Raw genomic sequence first — 18435 nt, 5'->3', positions numbered from 1 at the left:
AAGCTGAGGTCCGGCGCCTCGACGCCGTGATCCGAGAACGTCACGGGATCTGACCCGAGACTTCGACGGTGCCGTCGTAAAGAGCCTAGGTCGCACCGGCTACTTCTACAGGACGAGCAGGAGGCTGAGGTTGTAGGTGGCGTCGTAGGTGGTGGTCTTGGTGGGGTCGATGAAGGTGGTGAAGGTGTAGTTGCCGGCGGTGAGGTGGGGGATGCGTTGGTCGGCGCTGAAGGTGTTCTCCGCGACGAGTGTTCCGGTGGTGTCCTTGAGCTGCCAGCGCAGGTGGGAGTTGGTGCCGTTGAGGTCGACGAACAGTTCCTGGTCTGGTCCGGCGGTGAAGGAGTACACGTCTGAGGACAGGCGTGTCTCCAGGGACCCGGCTCCGGCGGCAGGGGTGTTGGGGGACAGGGTCACGGGCGTGGTGGTGTTGACCAGGACCGCGAACTGCTGGGCCGCGGGGGGCTGGTAGATGCGCAGAGTGTAGGTCCCTGAGCCTTCGTACTCGCCGCTGTACCGCAATCGGTACTGGCCGCCGGGCAGGATCTGATCGAAGGTCCGCTCGCTCTTGGAAGTGAGCCCCTGACCGACCACTACACCCTCGGAGTCGAGAACCTCCCATGTGCCGTAGGCGCCCCAGGTGGGATAGGTGAAGTCGATCAGGGTCCGAGAGCCCCCTCCGCGACGGTGAACACGTACTCATCGACCGAGGCCTTCGTCTCGAGGTTCCGGGCGCCAGCACCGGGCTTGCCGTCGGAGATGTTCACCGGTCCGGGCATCGTCACCTCAAACGAATCAGCCTCCGGAATCCAGAGTGCATCAAGCGAGTAGGACTGCACTGCAGGTGGCATCGCGCCCGCACTACGAATGCTCAGAACGTACGCCCCGGAGAGTTTGCGTAGACGCACGTCGCCATCGCGGCTCGAACCAGCACCCACTGATGTTCCGTCGGCAGTAGACAAGTCCCAACTCACACTCGCCGATGCCGAGTTCCAGTCGAGCATCAAGTCAGATTCGCTAGGCAGTTCGAAAAGGTACTGATCGTTCGCCCCGCGGTTCTCGAGGACGCCGGCACCGTCGAGGCGCAACCGACTGTCGAGCCCCACGGGCGCCCCCTGTGTGAGGGTGACCGGGAAACGCTCTGCCGGGACTAGGTCGAGTTCCACCGAGAGGTTGTCGACGCCGAAGGCGTCTGATGCTCCGCTCTCAGAGTTAGAGGAGAAGGTGCCAGCAATTTGTGAAAGGTGATGGTCGATCTCGACCGACACGTGCTGCTTGCGGAAAAAGGCTCCACTGTCGGAAGTCCCGAAATCTGCTTCGGACCAATCGATCTGCAGAAGCATCGGTTTGTCGTCGACGCTGAAGCGGACCTCCTCAGGGCCAGGCGCTGGAACACCGAACCTGATGAGGTCGAACTCGATGCTCGCCGATTTATGGCCCGGGAGCTGCGGTACGTAGAACCTGTACTGTTCATCGCCTCGGAAGGGCCCTGCGAACGAAGAAAGCCGCTCGTCCTCGCCCACGCGGACGGCCATGAAGTTGTTCGGGAGAGGTCCCTCGAAATCGACGTTCGAGAAGCCTCTTAACAAAGTAGTGTGAAACTAGTTTGGTAATCGCGGCGTCGTCAGGCGCGGAAGAGAGTTGGTCAGCCGGAGATCAGCAATGGAGGGGCACTGGCAACGTGTGGCAACTACCATCGGCGCATGGCCCGACCGCTGAGTCCACGTCGACCACCCGTTCGTTGGCGGTGCGAGCGTGTGGAAGAACCGCTCGGCCTCACCGATGAGCCGATTGCTCTGGTGGGTAACGTCGACGGATCCGCCGGGAGGGACTATGCGTGGCTGCGTGAGTCTGGGGTGCTGGCTCCTCTGCCAGACCTCGACAGGTGGCACCCGAACTCCCGGGACGTGCTCGTGGCAGGTGGCCGAGCCTTGGTCTTCGAGCGCGAGCAGAAGGACGACGAGGTCGGACACCAGACCGGCATCAGCCTTGGCATCTACCGGCTAGATCTGCCCACCGGCGCGGTGACTCGAGCGCGGTTCGACGCGCCCGGTGACTATCGCGGTGCGAGGGCGTTCGCGCCCGACCCTCAGGGCCAGCGGGTCGCGGTCGCTGCGGGGTGGTATGTGCCGTCCACGAGCCTTCCCGGTGGAGGTTGGGTTCCGCGCATGACGCTCTCGATCTGCTCCTTCTCTGACGCGCCACCGAAAGAACTGTTGACCCTTGTCGGCTGGCATCAGGCGGGGCCCGACGACCTAGCAGTGCAGTGGTCGCCTGACGGTCGCCTCATCGCGTTGTCGGCGCGCCGAGAGGGAGAGAGTCACCGCCGAGCCTGCGATGCCGTTCTGGTGTGCGACGCCGCGACGGGCGCGTTGGTGTACTCCCGCGACGACTTTGCGCTCCGCGGGTCGCTCTCGTGGACGCCCGACGGCACCGGGCTGCTCGTCATCGACGGAGACGAGGTCGCGGGGCTTCTCGACATCACGACGAACGAGTTTCATCCGCTGCCGTTCCTGCCCGGCTCGAGCAGCGCCATCCCCTTCGAGAAGACTGTGCGGATGCAGGGACTTATCGAGCGCGACCGCGTCCTGACCCTCTCCGAGAGAGGGAGGACGTTCACCTTGTCGGGCGTCAACATCAACACTGGAGAATCGGAGCTGCTGCTCAGATGCACGAACGCGGAGCTGTATCAGCAGACGATTGCCCGGATGCCATCGTCCTTCTGGTCTCGGTAGCACCGCGTCAGCGTGTGAGGACGAGGAGCATCTCCACGGTGCCCGAGTCCTCGACGTTGACGAACCCGAGGTCGGGTGCGTCGATCCCGTAGTCCGAGAACGTCACGGGGATCTGTCCTGACACCTCGACGGTGCCGGCCGCCGTGAACTGCGCCTCGAGGTCGACGATCACCGTCTGCGTCTCGCCGGCGATCGTCAGCGCACCCTCGGCCTGCCCTTCGACGACGCCCTCCCTGAGCCCCGAGACGTCGACGGGGGTCGTGAGCGTGAACTGCGCCGTCGGGAAGTCGTCCGTGCGGAGGATGTCGAGGAACTGGTTGTCCCGGGAACCCGAGTCGGTGGTCACCGTCGTCATGTCGACCGCGACGTCCGCCGCGGTGAGCTCGTCGCCCTCGACGGTGGCGATGCCGGTGACGTCCGACGACGGTGACGTCCTGGCCATTGAGCACCTCGTCGACCCGGTACCCGGCCTCCGACGGCGCTGTCACCGTCCATTCTCCGACGAGGTCCTCGACGGAGGCCGGCGGCGAGACGTCGGCGTCGGCCTCGGCCGGGGGCGTGCTCGAGAGCCCGAGCTCCTGCGGCGCGCGGTCGTTCTGGCTCGACCGGGCCCAGGAACGCGGGCAGCTGGCGGACGAGCACGCTGCCGCGGAGGCCGCGGCGACCGATGTCGCACCCCTCGCCGACGTCCTGACGCCCCAGACGACGTTCCCGGGCGAGATCGTCGGACAGTAGGTCTGGGTGGAGGGTGAGTACGACGCCGCGGAGCAGCTGCTCGTCACCGGCCGAGCCCTCGACGGCGAGACCGGTTACCTCGTGCTCACACCTCTGCGGGTGGCGGACGACGGCAGTTAGGGCGCCTCGTGGGCCGAGCTGTCCGGCGCACCGGTGCTCCCCGTGGTCCGCGGCTGGATCCCCCAGTCGCTGGGCGACTCCGTGCTCGCGGCGGGACCGACCGACGCATCGGTGAACGAGCTCGCGCCGCCCGCCGGGCCCGTCCGGCTCACCGGCTACCTGCAGTCCTCTGAAGCCACCGGGGAGACCGGGATCGCGGACGGTCGGACGGACGCCGTGAGCTCGGCTGCGCTCGCGAACGTCTGGGGTGGTCCGATCTATTCCGGGTACCTCGTCGAGTCGAGCTCGGACCCGGGGCAGTCGGACGTGGTCGAGCTCCTGCCGCGTCCGAGCATCGAGGGTGGGGACGGCCTCGATCTCCAGAACCTCTTCTACGCGCTCCAGTGGTGGATCTTCGGAGGCTTCGCCGTCGCGCTGTGGCTCAGGCTCGTCCGCGACGAGACGCGCCTGCGCAACGGTGGGGCGCAGCTCGACCCGTTCGCGGAGCAGGCGGCGCGCGGCGCCTGAGACTCCGCGTCAGCGGGGGAGAACGAGCAGCATCCCCACGGTGCCGGTGCCGGTGCCTGCTTCCTCGACGTCGACGAAGCTGAGGTCCGGCGCCTCGACGCCGTGATCCGAGAACGTCACGGGATCTGACCCGAGACTTCGACGGCGCCGTCGTAAAGAGCCTAGGTCGCACCGGCTACTTCTACAGGACGAGCAGGAGGCTGAGGTTGTAGGTGCAGGAGCCTTTCACTTCCCAGACTTCGACAACGACGTTCGCTGGATCGCGACCGTCTGTGAAGTCGTACTTGATGACGTCCGCGTAGCCATTATTTGAAGAATTCCAAGGGCGCGGGATGCGGACTTCCCACTGAGTGCTAGGGCTGATTATGTCTTTTTCGGGGTACTGATCTTTGGTGCTCAACGCCTGGGTGAACCTTGTTTGTGCGATCCGTTCCGCTTGTCGGATCCTCGAGTCGGAGCAGGCGCCTCGTGAAATGACCGCATCCTGGGCTTGCTCGAAACAGGAGTCCTTGATCGAATCGCGTGCGCGGATCTGCTGCCCATTGGCGCGCACTGGCAGCGCGACCCCGACGGCGGTCGTCGGACTATTTGCGCAGTCCCTTCCTGTCGGCGTCCCCCGGCGGGTCGCCGAGCGCGAGGCTAGTCACAAACGGTTCTGCCTGGAAGAGCGTAGTTCGAGGTGGGGCCAAGGGGTAAACGCGGTAGCCAACTAATAATCGCGGCGCAGCGGGACGGATTGATCGATCTAGCAGAGCGGGCAGGGATGGCAAGCCGCAGCGTGCGACGCATATCATCAGCGCATGTCGCAATGGCTCAGTCATCGCGCCCCTTTCGATCGTCGACTGTGCACGCGCCAAGAAGAACCGCTCGGTCCTACAGGGGAAGCGATCGCTCTGGTCGGTAATGTCGACGGAGCGTCGGGGGGCGACCACGTGTGGCTGCGTACGTCTGGAGCGCTGGTTCCGCTTCCAGACTTGGACAGGACACATCCGAACTCCCGAGATGTGCTCGTGCCAGGTGGCCGAGCCCTGATCTTCGAACGCGAGCACCCGGATGGAGCAGTCCCAGCGAGGCAACGTCGGAGCCTCGGCATCTACCGGTTGGATTTCACGACCGGCGCGGTAAGGCGAGCGCGATATGACGCTCCAGGTGACTATAGGAACTCGAGAGCGTTCTCTCCGGACCCCCAGGGGGAGCGCGTCGCGGTGGCTGCCGACTGGTTTGCGCCGTCCGCGAGTGTCGCTGCTGGTCGCTCCATCTCTCGGGTGACGCTCTCCGTCTGCTTCTTCTCGGACGCGCAGCCGAGAGAGCTGCTGACCCTGGCCGGGGTCAGAAGCGCGGGACCCGACGACCTGGCGGTGCAGTGGTCACCCGACGGCCGCTTCATCGCGTTCTCCGTGCGTCATCTCCGGGAAGGGCACACGACGGAAGTCACCTCTGTCCTGGTGTTCGATCCGGAATCTGGCGAGGTTGTCGTCTGCAGGGACGGCCTCTCGCTCGTCGGCTCGCTCGCGTGGACGCCCGACAGCGCCCAGCTGCTCGTCGTCGACCGGGACGGCGTCGCGTGGACCTTCGACATCACGACGGACGAGCTCCATCCGCTGCCGTTCCTTCCGGGGTCGAACCTGGCCGTCCCCTTCGAGAAGTCGGTCCGCTTGCAGGGCTTCATCGAGGACGACCGGGTTCTCACACTCACGCAGAAGGGGAGAACGTTCGCCTTGTTGGGCGTGAACATCGAGTCCGGAGCGTCCGAGGTGCTGCTGACCTGCAAGAACGCGGAGCTGTACCAGCAGACGATTGCCCGGATGCCATCGTCCTTCTGGTCTCGGTAGCACCGCGTCAGCGCGTGAGGACGAGCAGCATCTCCACGGCGCCGGAGTCCTCGACCTTGACGAAGCCGAGGTCGGGCGCCTCGATGCCGTAGTCCGAGAACGTCACGGGGATCTGGCCCGAGACCTCCACCGTGCCCTCCGCCGTGGTCTGCGCCTCGAGGGAGACCGTGACCGACTGCGTCTGGCCGGCGATCGTCAGGGCGCCGCGGGCCTCGCCGGTCACCATGCCCTCGGTGATCCCGGCGACGTCCACGGGCTCGGTGAGGGTGAACGTCGCCGTCGGGAAGTCGTCCGTCCGGAGGATCTCGAGGAACTGCCCGTCGCGGGAGTCCGAGTCGGTCGTCACGGTCGTCATGTCCACCGTGACCTCCGCGGCGGTGAGCTCGGTGCCCTCGACCGTGAGCGTGCCCGAGACGTCGTCCGTCCGCCCGACGACCGTGACGTCCTGGCCGTTGAGCACCTCGTCGACCCGGTACCCGGCCCGTGACGTGGCCGCGACGGTCCAGTCGCCCGCGAGGCTCTCGGCGGACAGGGGCGGGGTGCTGGGGGCGTCCGGGTCCGCCGACGCGTCGTCGGTCGGGGACAGGCTCAGCTCGTCCGGCGCCTTGTCGTTCTGGATCTGCGCGTACAGAGCCGTGCCCGCCACGACGGCGAGGACGGCGAGCACCGCGGCCACGAGGACGATGACGAGCTTTCTGTTCACGAGCAGGCTCCAGGGCGCGAGACGGTTGAGCCACTAGTACGGCATGTGGAACTGGGACTTCGCTGAGACCCACCGCACACAGCGTGGCACGGCCGCCGGTCCGGGGCCCGGCGGCCGTGCATGCTCACGCCTGCTGCCAGCTGTGCCACAGCCGCGCGTACTCGCCGTCCGCCGCGACGAGCTCGTCGTGCGAACCGATCTCGGAGATCCGGCCGGCGTCGACGACGGCCACGCGGTCGGCGTCGTGCGCGGTGTGCAGCCGGTGCGCGATCGCCACGACGGTCCGGCCCGTGAGCACGGCGTTGAGCGAGCGCTCCAGGTGCCGGGCCGCTCGCGGGTCGAGCAGCGACGTGGCCTCGTCGAGGACGAGGGTGTGCGGGTCGAGCAGGACGAGGCGCGCGAGCGCCACCTGCTGGGCCTGCGCCGGGGTGAGCACGTGCCCGCCGGAGCCGACCTCCGTGCCCAGGCCGTCCGGGAGTGCGGTGACCCAGCCGAGCGCGTCGACCGCGTCGAGCGCCTCGAGCAGCGCGGCGTCGTCGGCCGTGACGTCCGCCAGGCGCAGGTTCGCCGCGAGCGTGCCGACGAACACGTGGTGCTCCTGGGTGACGAGAGCGACGTGACGGCGCAGGTCCTCGAGGGGCAGCTCGACGAGGGGGACGCCGCCGACGGTCACCGCACCACCGGTGGGGGGGTGGATCCCCGCGAGCATCCGACCCAGCGTGGACTTGCCCGCACCGGACGGCCCGACGACCGCGAGGCGCTCCCCGACAGCGAGGTCGAGGTCGATCCCGTGCAGGACGTCGTGCCCCTCCCGGTAGGCGTACCGCACGCCGGTGGCGACGATGTGCTCGTCCTGCGGAACGGCGTCCCCGGCTTCCCGGTCGCGCTCGACGAGGCCCACGCCGATGATCCGGGAGAGCGAGGTCGCGGCGACCTGCGTCTCGTCGAGCCAGAAGATGAGCTCCCAGATCGGGCCGATGAGCTGTGAGGCGTAGAGCACGACGGTGGTGACCGCTCCGACGCTCGCGTTGCCCGTGGAGATCATGTACGCGCCCCACAGGAGCACGGCCACCGGTGCGATCATGAACGCGCTGTCCATCCCGGGGATGAGCACGGTGCGGAGCTTGAGGGTCTGGCGCTCGGCCTCGAACGCCTCGGACAGGTCGGAACGGACGCGCCGCCGGCGGCGGTCGGCGAGGTTGAGCGCGTCGACGGTGCGCGCACCCTCGACGGACTCGGACACGGTGCCGTTGATCGTCGCGTAGGCGGCCGACTCGCGCCGGTAGGCCGGCGCGGCGCGGGGCAGGTACCACCGTCCGACGAGAACGAAGATGGGCGTCCCGACGAGGAGCGCGACGGCGACGTGCGGAGCGGCGAAGAACGCTGCCACGATCGTCAGCAGCACGGTGACGATCGAGACGAGGATGCGGGGGACACCGAACCGCACCGCGTGCTGGATGAGGTCGACGTCGTTCGTCGTCCGGCCGAGCAGGTCACCGGTGCCGGACTTCTCCACCGTGGACAGCGGGAGCTCGGTGACGGTGACGAGGAAGTCCTCGCGCAGGCCCGCGAACACGGTCTCTCCGAAGACCATCGCGCCCCGCTGCGCGAACCGGATGAGCACCGACTGCGCGACGACGGCGAGCACGAGCACGAGCACCGTGCGGTTGACGTACGTCGCCGTCGTGCCCTGTGTCACGGCGTCGACGAGCCTGCCGAGCAGGAACGGGCCGGCCAGGCCCGCCACCGCCGCGCACGTGTGCAGGACGACGACGCGCGCGAGCCGGCTGCCGTGCTGCCGCAGGAGTCCGGCGGTGTGGCGCCGGACGGTGGCGCTGTCGGCCACGGGAAGCAGCACGCTGCTCATGAGAGCTCCTTGTCGATACGAACGGCGGAGACAGGTTCGGTGTCCTCGTCGAGGCCACGCCCGACGACGCCGCGGTAGTAGGCGTGGGACGGCTCCGTGCCGGTCAGCAGCTCGCGGTGCGTCCCCCTGGCGACGACGGCGCCGTCCCGCAGGACGAGGACCTCGTCCACGTGGTCGAGGACGAGGGGGCTCGCGGTGACGACAAGAGTCGACAACCCCTGCCGTGCCGCGGCGAGCCGGTCGGCGATCCGCGCCTCGGTGTGGGCGTCGACCGCGCTCGTGGGTTCGATGAGGAGCAGGTGCTCGGCCCGCGTCAGCAGAGCGCGCGCCAGGGCGACGCGCTGTCGTTGGCCCCCGGACAACGACCGGCCCTTCTCGGGGAGCTCACCGGCGAGCCCGCCCGGCGTCGAGTCGAGCACGTCCTGGGCGTCGGCGACGTGCAGAGCGGCGAGGATCTCCTCGTCGCTCGCGCGGTCACGCACGTCGAGCTCGTCGCGCAGCACGCCGGAGAACAGCTGGGTCGTGGCCTCCGCGACGACGATCCGCTCACGGACGACGGCCTTGTCGAGGTCGCGCAGGAGCACGCCTCCCAGGAGGACGGGCGTCGCGGCCTCGGCGGTGTCGTCGAACCGGCCCATCCGGGTCGCGACCGCGGCGGACTCGTCCGGGTCCACGCTCACGAGCGCGACGAGGCGCCCCGGGCGCAGCTCGATCCCCGTCACCGTGTCGAGGAGCGGCGCGCCGGGGGGCGGCGCGGTGGCCGTGCCCGGCTGGGCGCCGGTCGACGGCACGACGGCGAGCACCGCCGAGATCTTGCGGACGGCGACCACGGCGCGCGTGGTGATCTGCAGCGACTGCGTGAGGTTCTGCAGGGGCCACGTGAGGAATGCGGCGTAGCCGTAGAAGGTCACCAGCTGACCGCCCGTGATGGTGCCCTCGAGGGCCTGGTGCGCGCCGAGCCACAGCACGAGGGCGACGAAGAGCCCCGGGAGCAGCACCTGGAGCGCATCGAGGTAGGACTGCGTCTGCGCGACCCGGACCCCGGCTCGCCGGACCTCCTGCGAGCGCTCGCGGTACCGGTCGGTGAAGACGCTCTCACCGCCGATGCCGCGCAGGATCCGCAGCCCGGAGACGGTGTCCGCTCCGAGGGTGGTCAGCGCGCCGGAGGCTTCCCGGTGCACGGACTGGCGGCGGTGCAGCGGCTTGACGAGCAGTCCGAGGATCCCGGCGACGAGCGGCAGCCCGACGACGACGACGACGCCGAGCACGGGTGACGTGACGAGCATGAGGACGGCGACGGCGGCGTACGCCACGAGGGAACCGATGAGGCGGGCGCAGTTGAAGAAGAACTCGCCGAGCCGCTTGGTGTCGGTCGCGACGGTCGCCACGACCTCGCCCGTGGGGATCGTGGCGGTGACGGCGTCGCCGCTGCGTCCCACGGTCTGCGTGACGAGCTGGGTGGTCGCGAACGCTGCGCGCAGCCAGTTCTGCACGTCGAGCCGGTGCCCGACGGCGCCGGCGACCACCTGGGTGAGGCCGGCTGCGAGCATGAGGGCGGCCCAGCGCAGGAGCTCGGGGCCGACGCCCTTCTCGAGCCCTTCGTCGAGGGCGCGGCCGAGGACGAACGGTGAGACGGCGGAGGCGAGGAAGGTGAGGATCCCGAGGGCGATGGAGCCAGCGAGGATCCCCCGCTGCTGGCGCGCGAGCCAGAGCAGGAAGCGGGTGGGGGACGAGGACGGCGGTGTCCCGGGGTCCGGGCGGGGGAGCGAAAGCACGGTCAGTAACATTACGTCGTGGCTCCGACACGGAGCGACGGAATATTCGGGGAGGTCCTCATGACGTCAGCACCTGCGGTCGATCCGCGCGCAAAGATCATCCGCGCCGCGGAGGGCGCACTCACGCGCTACCGGGTCATGGCGTACGTCACCGGTGTCATGCTGCTGCTCCTCGTCGTCGAGATGGTGCTCGTGTACCTCGTGCAGATCAGCGACGACTCGGCCAGATGGATCGCGTGGATCCCGTTCGCCCACGGGTGGATCTACGTCGTGTACCTCATCACGGTCGTCGACCTGTGGAGCAAGATGCGCTGGCCCGTGACGCGGCTCGTGGTCCTCGTGCTCGGCGGCGTCGTGCCGGTCCTGTCCTTCGTCGTCGAGCGGCGCGTGCACCGCGACGCCGAGGCGAGGATCGCCGCCGCTCGCAACGGGTGACCGCTCGTGCATCGGCGCGGGGGGAGCGCGTGGGCTGGGGGCGGACGTGCCCGACGCCTCGGCGGCGTCCTTCCCGCGCTGCTCGCTGCCGGGATCGCGGCGCACGGGCCCGTGCAGGAAGGCGGACCGGCCCTCGCCCCTGGGTGGTCGGTCGACGGGTCCGCCCGGGCGGACCCGCCTCCGGACGACGCTGCGACCTCGCACGACCCGCCTGACTACCGGTCGGGGCCGTACGCGGGCTATCTCTGCCCGGACGGTCCGGCGGAGGCGGGTGCGTGGGCTTGTCGCGTGTCCCGCACGGGGCTCGCCGCGGTGGCGGGCCTCCATCAGCGGGTCGCGGCCGTCCTCAACGGGGGCACGTGCGAGATCCAGCAGGCCCTGTGGGTCTGCTTCGACGTGGACGTCCCTTTCGTCCTGCGAGGTGGGACGACATACGGGGACACCTACCTCACCAGGCGGTCCCGCGAGGACCTCGGCCGCGACCTCATCGCGCACGAGCGCGAGCACGTGCACCAGTGGCAGCTCTTCGGTCCGACGTTCGCCCTCCTCTACGTCACAGCCGGTGTGGACCCGTGCGGCAACTACTTCGAGGAGGCCGCGGGGCTCGATGCCGGTGGGTACACGTGCTCGTGACGCAGGGGCGGTCTGTGACGCGCCCCGCTCGGTAGAGTCGCAGGACTCCTCCCTGCCGATTGGGGCCTCGATGACCGACACCACGCCAGGCAGCGCAGCCCGTCGCGCGACCGACGGCCCGACGGCCGCCCTCCCGCCGCTCGTCGCCGAGTCCGCCCCTCTCGAGCCCGCCGAGCTCGCCCGGTATGCGCGGCACCTGAGCCTGCCCCACCTCGGCACGAGCGGGCAGCGCCGGTTGAAGAACGCGCGTGTCCTCGTCGTGGGAGCCGGGGGCCTGGGCAGTCCCGCCCTGCTCTACCTCGCTGCGGCCGGCGTGGGGACGCTCGGGATCGTCGACGACGACGTCGTCGACACCTCGAACCTCCAGCGTCAGGTCATCCACACCGTCGCCGACGTCGGCCGGCCCAAGGTGGACTCGGCCCGGGACAGGATCCGCTCGCTCAACCCCCACGTCGAGGTGCGGACGCACCCGGTGCGGCTCGATGCCGGGAACGCGCTCGAGATCTTCCGGGAGTACGACCTCGTGCTCGACGGCGCCGACAACTTCGCGACCCGTTATCTCGTCAACGACGCGTGCGCGCTGCTCGGGATCCCGTACGTGTGGGGTTCGATCTTCCAGTTCCACGGTCAGACGAGCGTGTTCTGGGCTGCTCCGCCCGAAGGCGTCGAGCCGGTGACCTACCGAGACCTCTTCCCGACGCCGCCCCCGGCTGGTTCCGTCCCCAGCTGCGCGGAGGGTGGGGTGCTCGGTGCGCTGTGCGCGACCGTCGGCTCGGTCATGGTCACCGAGGCGGTCAAGCTCATCACGGGCGCGGGTCGCCCGCTCCTGGGCAGACTGGCCGTCTACGACGCGCTCGAGCTCACGTGGCGCCAGCTCACCGTCCACCCGGACCCCGACCTCGTGCCCGTTGTCGCGCTGGTCGACTACGAGGTGCTCTGCGGGCTCCCGCCGGCCGCGACGACGGACGACGCGAGGGCCGACGACGGCATCGAGCTGAGCGCCGCCCGGCTCGCCACGATGCTCGCGACGGGCGACGACGTCCTCGTCGTCGACGTCCGGGAGGCCTACGAGCGTCAGATCGTCGCGATCCCCGGGTCCGTCCACGTCGCCATGGACGAGCTGCTCGCGGGCGGAGGGCTCGATGCTCTCCCGAGAGACCGGCCGGTGGCGTTCTACTGCAAGATGGGCGGTCGTTCGCTCGCGGTGACCGAGGCGGCGCGCGAGCGCGGTCTGGACGCGCGCAGCGTCACCGGTGGCGTCCTCGCGTGGGTGCACGAGGTCGACCCCGGGCTGCCCGTGTACTGACCAGGCCCGGTGGGCGGCGGGCCGCTACAGCGCGAGGTCGAGCAGCCCGGTCGTGGGGGAGGACGCGAGCGCCTGCTCCCTGCGCGGGATCCGGCCGGCTCCGGCTGCGAGCCGCCCGGCGTCCACGGCCAGCCGCATCGCGCGGGCCATGCGCACCGGGTCCGCGGCCCGGGTCACGGCGGACGCGAGCAGGACCGCGTCGCACCCGAGCTCCATCGCCAGCGCCGCGTCGGAGGCGGTGCCGATCCCGGCGTCGAGGATGACGGGCACGGAGGACCAGTCGGCGATCGCGGCGATGTTGCGCGGGTTGAGGATCCCGAGGCCCGACCCGATCGGGGCGCCCAGCGGCATGACGGCAGCGCAGCCCACGTCCTGGAGCTTGCGTGCGAGCACCGGGTCGTCGTTGGTGTACGGCAGGACGACGAAGCCCGCCCGGACGAGCTCGTCCGCGGCCCGGACGAGCTCGATGGGGTCCGGCAGGAGCGTGACGTCGTCCGCGAGGACCTCGAGCTTGACCCACGGTGTCCCGCACGCCTCGCGGGCGAGCTCGGCGGTGAGCACGGCTTCGCGGGCGTTGAAGCATCCCGCGGTGTTGGGCAGGGGTCGGATGCCGTGGCGAGCGAGCAGGTCCCACACCGTGCCGCCGCCCGCAGCACCCGGCTGCGGCGTGCTCACGCGGCGCATCGCGACCGTCGTGAGCTCGGTCCCGGAGGCGACGAGCGCCTCCTCGAGGTGCAGGAGGTTCGGTGCCCCGCCGGTGCCCATGACGAGGCGGGACGTGAACGTGACTCCCGCGACGACGAACGCGTCAGGCTCCTCGGTCATCCGCCCTGCACCGCCGTGACGATCTCGACGCGGTCCCCGACGGTGAGCCCGGTGCCCGCCCACCGTCCCCGGGGGACGACGTGGTCGTTGATGGCGACCGCGACGCCGCTCGGTGCACCGTCCGACGCGCAGGCCGGCGCGTAGAGCGCGACGAGGGACCGGAGGTCGGTGAGCCCGGCGAGCGCCCGCTCCTCACCGTTGACGACGATCGATCCGCGGGTCATCGGTCCGCTCCGGTGAGCGCGAAGCGGAGGGGATCGACCGCGGGGGGAGGACTGCCGTGTCGGCCCGCGAACAGGTCGTCGAGGAGGTCTGCGGTGAGCGGGGTGAGCAGGACGCCGTTGCGGTGGTGGCCGGTCGCGGCGACGAGGCCGGGCACGGACGTCCGGCCGATGAGGGGCAGGTTGTCCGGCGTCCCGGGACGGGCCCGCGCGGTGACCTCGACGAACGTGAGCTCGTCGATGCCCGGGACGAGTGCCCGCGCGTCCCGCAGGAGCGCGTGGACCCCACCGGCCGTGGCGGTGGGCACGTCGCGTTCCTCGCTCGTCGCACCCACGACCACCTCCCCGCCGGGCCGTGGCACGACGTAGACCGGGCGCATCTGGACCGTCCCGCGCACGACGTGGCGCAGCCCGAAGCCCGTCCCGCGCGCGTCGAGCCGGAGCGCCTCGCCCATGACCGGCCGGGTCGGCAGCACGACCTCGGGGACGTCGCCCAGCAGCCCGCCCGACGCCGCACCTGCGGCGAGCACGACGACGCCGGCGTGGTGGGTCCCGCCTGCGCTGTCCTCGGCGCCGACGACGTCGCCGGACGGTGAGCGCAGGAGGCGCGCGGCCGCGTGCCGCACGATGGTCGCGGTCCGCCCGCCCGAACCCGAGCCCGTGAGAGCCGTGAGCAACGCGGCGTGGGTCGCACGGGGGTCGACCTGGTGGTCGCCGGCCACCCGGTACGCGCCGGACAGGCGGCCGCCGAGGAACGGCTCCTCCTCCCGCGCCTGGGAGACGGTGAGCTCCTCGGAGCTCAGGCCGAGCGCCCGGTGGAGCTCCGCGAGCCGCCTGCCCTGCGCGGCGTCGGCCTGGTCGTACGCCACGGACAGCGTGCCGCACGCCTGCAGTCCGGTGGGGCTGCCCGTCGCGTCCTCGAGCTCCGCCGCGAAGGCCGGCCACCGCCCGGCCGACGCGACACAGAGCTCGGTGAGCGACTCCTCACCGAAGCTCGCCTCGGTGACCGGTGCGAGCATCCCCGCCGCAGCGTGGGTGGCGCCGGTGCCGGGCGCCGGATCGAGGCAGGTGACGGTGAGGCCTGCGCGCAGGGCGCGCCATGCGGCCGTGGCACCGATGATGCCGAGCCCCACGACGAGGACGTCGCTCGTCGTGGGGCGAGCGGGCGTGGACCGATCGACAGGTGCGCGCATGCGCTGTGCTCCCTTCGCTGGCATGACCCAGAGCAGGTTCGACGGTCGGCGTGACGCCCTCTCAGCCCCGCCGTGTGCGGGGCTCCCGTGCGTCAGCCACAGTACACTCACGCCCCATGACGCTCACGGAGCACGGCGCGGCCCCCCTGCCCGACGACAGCGCCACGGGCTCTCTCGCGGCCCGCGCGTCCGTGCGCCGCCGCCTGGCCGACGCCCGGCTGTACCTGTGCACCGACGCGCGCGCGGACCGCGGCGACCGGGCGGACTTCGCGGCGTTCGTCCGCACCGTGCTGCGGGCCGGTGTCGACGTCATCCAGCTGCGGGACCGGTCCCTGGACGTCGTCGAGGAGCTCGAGCTGCTCGCGCTCATGGCCGCCCTCACCGAGGAGGAGGGCGCGCTGCTCGCCGTCAACGACCGCGCCGACGTGGCGACAGCGGCAGGAGCGCAGATCCTGCACACCGGCCAGCGCGACCTGCCGGTCACCGTCGCGCGCGGCCTCGTCGGCCCGTCCGTCGGCATCGGACGCTCCACGCGCGGCGGGGAGCAGGCCGTAGCAGCGGACGCCGACCCGGACGTCGACTACTTCTGCGTCGGCCCGGTCCATGCCACTCCGACGAAGCCTGGCCGGTCCGCCGTCGGCGTGGACGCCGTGCGGGACGTCGCACGCCTCGCCCCGACGACGCCCTGGTTCGCGATCGGCGGGATCGACCTCGCGACGCTGCGACCCGTCCTCGACGCCGGTGCGCGTCGTGTCGTCGTCGTCCGGGCGATCACGGACGCGAGCGACCCCGCGGAGGCGACGAGGAGGATCCGGGCCGCCGTCGTGGGCGCTTGAACCCCGCCCGACGTGCGCCGACTATCCTGGGGTCGTGACGCAGACCCCAACCTCCTTGCCGCGCCCCGTCCTCGTCGTGGACTTCGGTGCCCAGTACGCCCAGCTCATCGCGCGCCGTGTCCGCGAGGCCAACGTGTACTCCGAGATCGTCCCCAGCACCTTCACGGTCGAGCAGATGCTCGCGAAGGACCCGGCGGCGATCATCCTCTCGGGCGGTCCGTCGTCCGTCTACGCCACGGGCGCCCCGTTCGTCGACCCTGAGCTGTTCACCGCCGGCGTCCCTGTCCTGGGCATCTGCTACGGCTTCCAGGCGATGGCCAAGGCGCTCGGAGGATCCGTCGCCCAGACCGGCCTGTCCGAGTACGGCGGGACGTTCGTCGAGATCAACCACCCCGGTTCCCTCCTCGAGGGATCGCCCGAGCAGCAGACGACGTGGATGAGCCACGGCGACGCCGTGCACTCCGCCCCCGAGGGCTTCGAGGTCCTCGCGACGTCGGCCGGCTCGCCCGTGGCCGCGTTCGAGGACACGGAGCGTCACCTCTACGGCGTGCAGTGGCACCCCGAGGTCAGGCACTCGCCCCTCGGCCAGAAGGCGATCGAGAACTTCCTCTACCGCGGCGCCGGGCTCGCACCCGACTGGACGCCCGGCAACGTCATCGCCGACCAGGTCGAGATCATCCGCGCGCAGGTGGGCGACGCCCGGGTCGTCTGCGGCCTCTCCGGCGGCGTCGACTCCTCCGTGGCGGCCGCGCTCGTGCAGAAGGCCGTCGGAGACCAGCTCACCTGCGTGTTCGTCGACCACGGTCTGCTGCGGGCCGGTGAGGCCGAGCAGGTCGAGAAGGACTTCGTCGACGCCACCGGCGTGCAGCTCAAGGTCGTCAACGCCCAGCAGCGTTTCCTCCAGGCGCTCGCCGGGGTGAGCGACCCCGAGACGAAGCGCAAGATCATCGGCCGTGAGTTCATCCGCGTGTTCGAGGACGCCGCGCGCGAGGTCGTCGCCGACGCGGGAGCGCACGGTGACGAGGTGAAGTTCCTCGTGCAAGGCACGCTCTACCCGGACGTCGTCGAGTCCGGCGGTGGTGAGGGTGCTGCGAACATCAAGAGCCACCACAACGTCGGCGGGCTCCCTGACGACCTGCAGTTCTCCCTCGTGGAGCCGCTGCGCACCCTGTTCAAGGACGAGGTGCGGGCCGTCGGCCTCGAGCTCGGCGTGCCCGAGGGCATCGTCTGGCGCCAGCCGTTCCCTGGGCCCGGCCTCGGGATCCGGATCGTCGGAGAGGTCACCGGCGAGCGGCTGGAGATCCTCCGTGCCGCGGACGCGATCGCCCGCGAGGAGCTCACGCGCGCCGGCCTCGACCGGGAGATCTGGCAGTGCCCCGTCGTGCTGCTCGGCGACGTGCGGTCCGTCGGCGTGCAGGGCGACGGGCGCACCTACGGGCACCCCATCGTCCTGCGTCCCGTGTCCTCCGAGGACGCGATGACAGCCGACTGGACCCGCCTGCCGTACGACGTGCTGGCGACCATCTCCACGCGCATCACCAACGAGGTCAAGGACGTCAACCGTGTCGTCCTGGACGTCACGAGCAAGCCACCGGGCACCATCGAGTGGGAGTGACTCACCGCCCGCATCCGTAGCCCTCTCGCTACGGTGGGACAGAGAGCATGCAGGCACGACCAACGAAGGAGTGCACGATGGCGAGCAAGGTCACGATCAGGCAGAGCAAGGGTGTGGGGGTCGTCGGGCTGCTGACGCTCATCGCGGGAGTGGTCCTCCTCATCGCGGGTGGCATCACGTGGTGGGCGGTCGCGGACAAGCTGGCGGACGAGGAGATCACCGTCTCCGAGGACGCGTCCTTCCTCGCGGGGAAGAAGGTCAACGACCCGTTCTCGGCCTTCGCCCAGGCTGACGTCATCAACAAGCACGCTCTCGAGGCGTCCGACGGCAACACGTACGCGGAGCTCGGGCAGGGCGACGAGCGGCGCGAGACGGTGATGAACGCGTCGTTCCTGCGAGCGTCGCTCTTCACGTCGGTCGTGTCGTTCGGCGTGGCGGCCCTCGTCATGGGCCTCGGGATCCTCTTCATCATCAACGGGTGGGCGCTGCGCCGTATGGCCGGTGGACCGCCGGTCGTCGTCGAGACCTCGGACGACCGTGACGGCGGCGACCGCGGGGACCGCGGCGGCCGCTCGGCACGCACCGACACGTCGCGTGCGGACAGCACGCGCCACGAGGCCGGCCTGCCGGCCGAGGCGAGCAAGGAGCCCGGGACGCGGCGCAGCGGACCCATCGCGTCGTCTGTGACGACGCCGGCCGCACAGCGCTCCGACGCGGCACCGTCCACGACCGCCACGCCGATCGTCCCGGCCTCGGGCCGGGCCGCGTCCCAGCACGACGCCGCCCCCGCCACGGGTGCGACTCCCGTCGCCCCGCGCGAGGACCCGGTCCGGCTGAGCCGCACCGACCGCATCGGTTCGTCTCCCGCACCGGCGGGCCTGCGGCCGGCCACTGCCGCGTCGGCGTCCGACGCGACCGCCGTCCAGCCCGCGGTCTCCGCGGAGGACTCGTCCGCCGAGGGCTCCCGGCCCGATGGTGTGGGACGTCCGGAGACGGACGGGCGCCCGGCCGGATGGGCGTCGCCCGCCGACCGCGTCCCGCCGGCCGACGACGCGCGAGGCTCGTCCGGCAGCTGAGGGACGCCCGACAACGAGGACGGG

General features: G+C 70.6%; 18 protein-coding genes, 1 pseudogene and 1 riboswitch. Of the genes and pseudogenes, 10 read left to right on the top strand and 9 right to left on the bottom strand.

Annotated features, from left to right (window positions below):
- Window positions 1-105: 105 nt before the first annotated feature.
- Together AC54T1_RS10015 and AC54T1_RS10010 are read right to left on the bottom strand one after the other, a co-directional pair.
- On the bottom strand, window positions 106-591 hold the full coding sequence (locus AC54T1_RS10015; RefSeq protein ID WP_496911850.1) for a hypothetical protein: 486 nt from the start codon (window positions 589-591) through the stop codon (window positions 106-108).
- Window positions 592-656: 65 nt separating this feature from the next.
- Entirely contained in the window at window positions 657-1520 is an 864-nt protein-coding gene (locus AC54T1_RS10010) for a hypothetical protein (protein ID WP_496911849.1), read from the bottom strand.
- Window positions 1521-1754: 234 nt separating this feature from the next.
- Between AC54T1_RS10010 and AC54T1_RS10005 the strand changes: the two genes are divergently transcribed.
- A complete protein-coding gene (locus tag AC54T1_RS10005; RefSeq protein ID WP_496911848.1) occupies window positions 1755-2732 on the top strand; it encodes a TolB family protein in 978 nt (325 codons plus the stop codon).
- Window positions 2733-2739: 7 nt separating this feature from the next.
- Here the strand turns inward: AC54T1_RS10005 and AC54T1_RS10000 are convergent, their stop codons facing one another.
- The gene (locus tag AC54T1_RS10000) at window positions 2740-3174 is read right to left on the bottom strand and encodes a YceI family protein (protein ID WP_484344937.1); all 435 of its coding nucleotides are present in this window, start codon (window positions 3172-3174) and stop codon (window positions 2740-2742) included.
- On the opposite strand from AC54T1_RS10000, the gene AC54T1_RS09995 reads away from it, so the two are divergent.
- From AC54T1_RS09995 to AC54T1_RS09985, 3 genes and pseudogenes are all read left to right on the top strand, one after another.
- Window positions 3174-3467 carry a hypothetical protein gene (locus tag AC54T1_RS09995; RefSeq protein WP_496911847.1) on the top strand — a complete coding sequence of 98 codons (294 nt, stop codon included), beginning with the start codon at window positions 3174-3176 and terminating at the stop codon, window positions 3465-3467. The genes AC54T1_RS10000 and AC54T1_RS09995 overlap by 1 nt on opposite strands.
- A 6-nt stretch (window positions 3468-3473) precedes the next feature.
- A pseudogene (locus AC54T1_RS09990) lies at window positions 3474-4094 on the top strand (SURF1 family protein).
- A gap of 1265 nt (window positions 4095-5359) precedes the next feature.
- Window positions 5360-5926 carry a hypothetical protein gene (locus tag AC54T1_RS09985; protein WP_496911846.1) on the top strand — a complete coding sequence of 189 codons (567 nt, stop codon included), beginning with the start codon at window positions 5360-5362 and terminating at the stop codon, window positions 5924-5926.
- 7 nt (window positions 5927-5933) lie between these two features.
- Here AC54T1_RS09985 and AC54T1_RS09980 read toward each other — a convergent pair whose 3' ends face one another.
- The 3 genes from AC54T1_RS09980 to AC54T1_RS09970 form a co-directional block, all read right to left on the bottom strand.
- Window positions 5934-6629 carry a YceI family protein gene (locus AC54T1_RS09980; protein ID WP_484344940.1) on the bottom strand — a complete coding sequence of 232 codons (696 nt, stop codon included), beginning with the start codon at window positions 6627-6629 and terminating at the stop codon, window positions 5934-5936.
- A 124-nt stretch (window positions 6630-6753) separates the two neighbouring features.
- The gene (locus AC54T1_RS09975) at window positions 6754-8496 is read right to left on the bottom strand and encodes an ABC transporter ATP-binding protein (RefSeq protein ID WP_484344941.1); all 1743 of its coding nucleotides are present in this window, start codon (window positions 8494-8496) and stop codon (window positions 6754-6756) included.
- Window positions 8493-10283, bottom strand: a complete 1791-nt coding sequence (locus tag AC54T1_RS09970; protein ID WP_484344942.1) for an ABC transporter ATP-binding protein — start codon at window positions 10281-10283, stop codon at window positions 8493-8495. Before AC54T1_RS09970 ends, AC54T1_RS09975 begins: the two co-directional genes overlap by 4 nt.
- 48 nt (window positions 10284-10331) lie before the next feature.
- Here AC54T1_RS09970 and AC54T1_RS09965 point away from each other — a divergent pair, with 48 nt between their 5' ends.
- From AC54T1_RS09965 to moeB, 3 genes are all read left to right on the top strand, one after another.
- Complete coding sequence (locus AC54T1_RS09965) at window positions 10332-10706, top strand: DUF3817 domain-containing protein (protein ID WP_496911845.1); 375 nt, start codon at window positions 10332-10334, stop codon at window positions 10704-10706.
- Between the two features lie 288 nt (window positions 10707-10994).
- On the top strand, window positions 10995-11339 hold the full coding sequence (locus AC54T1_RS09960; protein ID WP_496911844.1) for a Fe-S oxidoreductase: 345 nt from the start codon (window positions 10995-10997) through the stop codon (window positions 11337-11339).
- A gap of 70 nt (window positions 11340-11409) precedes the next feature.
- Window positions 11410-12645: a molybdopterin-synthase adenylyltransferase MoeB gene (moeB, locus tag AC54T1_RS09955; RefSeq protein ID WP_496911843.1), complete on the top strand. Its 1236-nt coding sequence runs from the start codon at window positions 11410-11412 to the stop codon at window positions 12643-12645.
- Between the two features lie 24 nt (window positions 12646-12669).
- On the opposite strand, the gene AC54T1_RS09950 is transcribed toward moeB, so the two are convergent.
- The 3 genes from AC54T1_RS09950 to thiO are packed head-to-tail and all read right to left on the bottom strand — an operon-like array spanning window position 12670 to window position 14884.
- Window positions 12670-13470 carry a thiazole synthase gene (locus tag AC54T1_RS09950; protein ID WP_484344946.1) on the bottom strand — a complete coding sequence of 267 codons (801 nt, stop codon included), beginning with the start codon at window positions 13468-13470 and terminating at the stop codon, window positions 12670-12672.
- Window positions 13467-13694, bottom strand: a complete 228-nt coding sequence (gene thiS, locus AC54T1_RS09945) for a sulfur carrier protein ThiS (protein WP_496911842.1) — start codon at window positions 13692-13694, stop codon at window positions 13467-13469. Before thiS ends, AC54T1_RS09950 begins: the two co-directional genes overlap by 4 nt.
- Window positions 13691-14884 carry a glycine oxidase ThiO gene (gene thiO, locus AC54T1_RS09940; protein WP_496911841.1) on the bottom strand — a complete coding sequence of 398 codons (1194 nt, stop codon included), beginning with the start codon at window positions 14882-14884 and terminating at the stop codon, window positions 13691-13693. Before thiO ends, thiS begins: the two co-directional genes overlap by 4 nt.
- A 7-nt stretch (window positions 14885-14891) precedes the next feature.
- Window positions 14892-14975, bottom strand: a riboswitch (TPP riboswitch).
- A gap of 25 nt (window positions 14976-15000) precedes the next feature.
- Between thiO and thiE the strand changes: the two genes are divergently transcribed.
- From thiE to AC54T1_RS09925, 3 genes are all read left to right on the top strand, one after another.
- Window positions 15001-15720 (top strand): thiamine phosphate synthase, encoded by a 720-nt coding sequence (gene thiE / locus AC54T1_RS09935; protein WP_496911840.1) that lies wholly within the window; start codon window positions 15001-15003, stop codon window positions 15718-15720.
- 34 nt (window positions 15721-15754) lie between these two features.
- Window positions 15755-17335, top strand: coding sequence for a glutamine-hydrolyzing GMP synthase (guaA, locus tag AC54T1_RS09930; RefSeq protein WP_496911839.1), 1581 nt, complete (start codon window positions 15755-15757; stop codon window positions 17333-17335).
- Between the two features lie 77 nt (window positions 17336-17412).
- Window positions 17413-18411 carry a hypothetical protein gene (locus tag AC54T1_RS09925; RefSeq protein ID WP_496911838.1) on the top strand — a complete coding sequence of 333 codons (999 nt, stop codon included), beginning with the start codon at window positions 17413-17415 and terminating at the stop codon, window positions 18409-18411.
- Window positions 18412-18435: the final 24 nt, after the last annotated feature.

The sequence above is a fragment of the Sanguibacter sp. Z41_6 genome (assembly GCF_059621145.1).
The sequence above is the reverse complement of the archived record's forward strand: the minus strand, read 5'-3'. Positions and strand labels throughout refer to the sequence as shown.